Genomic DNA, 3,665 nt, shown 5'->3' with positions numbered 1-3,665 from the left:
CGTTATCGTTGTGGTATTCCCTGCAGCATCCGTAAAGTCATAAGTACCATTACCATTATCCACTAAAGCAACCGTTCCGGCAGCTGCGTTGATCTCATCAATCGCATCCTGCACATTGGTAGCAGCTAATAGCGATGTGGTATTATCATATGGGTTTGCACTTGCATTGGTATCAATGATCTGGGTTGCACCAGTCTCATCTGTATAGGTATAAGTACCATTTGCATTATCTACCAAAGTAGAAATGGAGGTATCCGTTATCGTTGTGGTATTCCCTGCAGCATCTGTAAAGTCATAAGTACCATTACCATTATCTACCAAAGCCACCGTTCCGGCAGCTGCATTGATCTCATCAATCGCATCCTGCACATTGGTAGCGGCTAATAGTGATGTGGTATTATCATAATTTACTTCCGTGGCCGTTTGATCGTCGGTACCAACCAGGCCAGACAGGTCAACGGTTGTTGTATTACCACTCTCTAAGGTTATCGTAAGAATATTCGCCGCATCTATACTAAATGCTGTTATGGTCTGATCATCGGTATTATCTAAATAAGGTGCAAGATTTACGGTACCACCATCTTCTAATGTAAGGATATTACCAGCAAGGGTAAGGGCCTGATCATCTGTACCGCTATTACTAAGTGCAGATAAATCTACAGAAACTGTATTACCGTCTTCAATATCTAAAGTCAGAATATTTGTCGCCCCATTAAAATTAAAATTCTGAAGTTGCTGGTCATCCGTTGATGTTAACTCCCAGCTATCACCATCCCAAAAATAAATGGTCCCAGTATTCGTGTTTACGTAAATATCTCCTGTATCAGCCCCTGATGGATTGATTGCCCCCGGCACAGTGACCGCAGTCCCGCTTAATACCTCACAATTACACTGATCCTGCAGCGTAACTGTGGTTTGGGCAAAAGCAAATCCGGATACCAGAAATACTAATAATAAAAGTCTTAATTTCATGACTATATTTTTACCTAATATTTTTTTCAACTTTATAGTTTTGTCTGTGTAATAAACCTTGTTTGGCTGTCTCCCATAATATGACCTGGATCACATTTTTATAAGAGATTAACCAACTTTAAATTGATAATGAGAATATCTTTTTCCGAACAGAAAAGAAATTTGTTTAGGCCGGAGGAAATTTCTCCAAGGTCCGAAGAGAACCCAAGCCTGATTAAACTTCATTAAGTTGGTCAAGTTATTCATAATCTGGGGGTTGATTAAACCATCAATCAATTGTTTAATACTCAAACGGTTTAATTACACAATACAAAATTAACCCTATGACTGCGCTGAGAAAATAATTGTTGTGTAAGTGGCATTATTCGGAGTCTAGGGTTAATTAGTTGAGGTGTTCATCGAAAATTTTACTTTTTTCTTGCAATATTCGTTGGTCGATCATCCGCCTTATAGCAACACTTGCCGAAGGGAGCAGTGTAAGAAAAATCCTTATTGAGGCTTTTTTTTGGAGAAAAACTCAACTTAATTTTTGTTAACCCTGTATGTGATTTTTCTATTGGTTATCACTGTATTTACACGTATGCTAAGCGTCACAGAATTAGAAGTAATTGTGCTACAAATGTACATGGTATTGGATAGTATAACCCGATATTGATTACCATCATCTGAGGCTGATGCATTGTTAATTACCAGGGTATTTGTGGAAGTTCCATTATGGATACCGATATCTGACAAATCTACCCAGGAAGCTCCATTATAAATTTGCCATTGATACGTATCTGCGTCAGAGGCAACCACAAAAATAGTGGTATCACAGCCTGGACAAACAATTGTATCTACTGGCTGTGTTGTTATTACAGGAGCTGCATCTGCTTCCATGTAATCTGGCGTACTATTGCTATTAATGTCGACAGGAATGGGATAAGTAGCCCCTGTTACACGTCCCAAACCATCTGTTGCAGGTGGATTTCCAGTACCGTGGTATTCATTATCTCCTCCGTCGGCATTCGGGTTATTATATGCCTCATTGGCATCACTACAGCCGTCATCATCGCTATCTGTATCGAGATAATCCGGTGGATCTGTGCCGTCAGAATTTGCTATGGTATAATTTATTATCCCACTTTCAGCAGCTGTTTCCACACTATTTGCTAATCCATTTGCACCAAAAGGCCCGTTAATTACTCCACTAGTGTGAATTTGACCATGACCAGCTTCTACAGCATCATAAATACCGTCATTGTCACTGTCCAGGTCTATGTGGTTGGCAATTCCATCGGAATCATTATCCATTCCATAGGTTTCCGGGCTTACAAAATTGGTGACACAATTAAATTCAATACTGTGTTGTCTTCCTCCTGCTGATGCCCCGGAAACCCTGGCCACGGCACCTACTCGTAATGACATTTCAGATTTGGAATTATAACTAACACTAAGATTAACTTCGGGATCTACGTTGCTTGAACCCGGGTGATCAACAAATCCAGCCGTTGCAATTACCCAGGAACCATCATTTGTAATTGTCAATTCTGTAGGATTGTCTACGGTGTAACTTGAGGGATTATCAACCCAATTTTGTTCACCGTAATTGGCCCCCCCGTCAATATCATTGAAATTCATAAAGAATTCAGGAATAACTACAGGGGTTGACCCACCTGAATTCACGAATTCGATTTTGTATTCTACATAGGCCTGATCTCCTATATTGGGCAGGTTAAATGCCGTTTGTGGTTTAAAATTAGCCGCTTCAGATCCATTATTGTCAATATTGGCTACAGTGGCATTGTATACGAATTCAATAGTAACCAGAGCGTCCGTTCCTGTAGTAACATTAGCTATTCTATAGACTGCCCCTTGTTGTAATGCCGTGCCGGATTCAAGAGAGGCCGCGGCACTGAAATCCATGGAAGTTTCCCCCCCACATGCCGGTTGGTTATTATTGAGTAAAATGCCAAGCTCATCTGCATCTGGAATACCGTCATTGTCATCATCAAGATCTGTATTATCCGGCACCGTATCATTATCGGAGTCCGGATAAACAGTAACATATACCGTGGCTGTATCTTCTTCGGAGGTAAAGGTACAACTGGCGTTATCCCTAATAGTATACGTAAACTGATCATTTCCATTAAAACCAGGGGTTGGTGTATAAGTTACGGTACCATCACCATTTAATACAGCGGTACCATTAGAAGGAGCAGATACCGAAATCACTTCTAAAGGTTCCCCTTCCGGATCTGAATCTGCCCCATTTCCGTTATCCACAAGTGGATCGAAAGTGATATTACTATTCTCTACTGCAGTAAAATATTCATCTGTGGCAGTTGGCGGTTGATTGGCAGAGTCAGGAAAAATATCCAGTAAGATAATACTCCCATTGAAATAATCTATAGGTCTCAATTGTTGTCGTACTACAATTCTTCCCCCGCTTGTTCTGGGAAAGGAAACTTCTACAACTATTGGTGTAAGTGGTCCTCCCGGTAAACCAAAATGTATCCTGCCCGGAGCTTGTGTTCCATGCCCGAAGCCACCGTTAACCTCGCGGGTACCCGAAATTACATTGCCAGCACAATCCAGAATTTTTGAAGTTGCACCCACCCCGAAGCGCTCTTCGGTATTGATTAGTCCAAAATCATCCCTGTCTTCGGTAATATCAATATAAAGATGGTTGAATCTGGAAAAGAACCCCAAAT

Annotated in this window: 1 protein-coding gene and 1 pseudogene; both read right to left on the bottom strand. The window is 40.9% G+C overall.

Annotated features, from left to right (window positions below):
* Window positions 1-972, bottom strand: a pseudogene (locus tag WBN20_RS12935) (hypothetical protein); the annotation flags it as partial.
* Between the two features lie 522 nt (window positions 973-1,494).
* Window positions 1,495-3,665 (bottom strand): Ig-like domain-containing protein (locus tag WBN20_RS12930; protein WP_424281991.1); only part of this gene is annotated, 2,171 nt, incomplete at its 5' end.

Source organism: Eudoraea sp. (assembly GCF_049665975.1).
In the GTDB taxonomy this organism is placed as follows: domain Bacteria; phylum Bacteroidota; class Bacteroidia; order Flavobacteriales; family Flavobacteriaceae; genus Eudoraea.
This window is presented reverse-complemented; position numbering and strand designations above follow the sequence as displayed.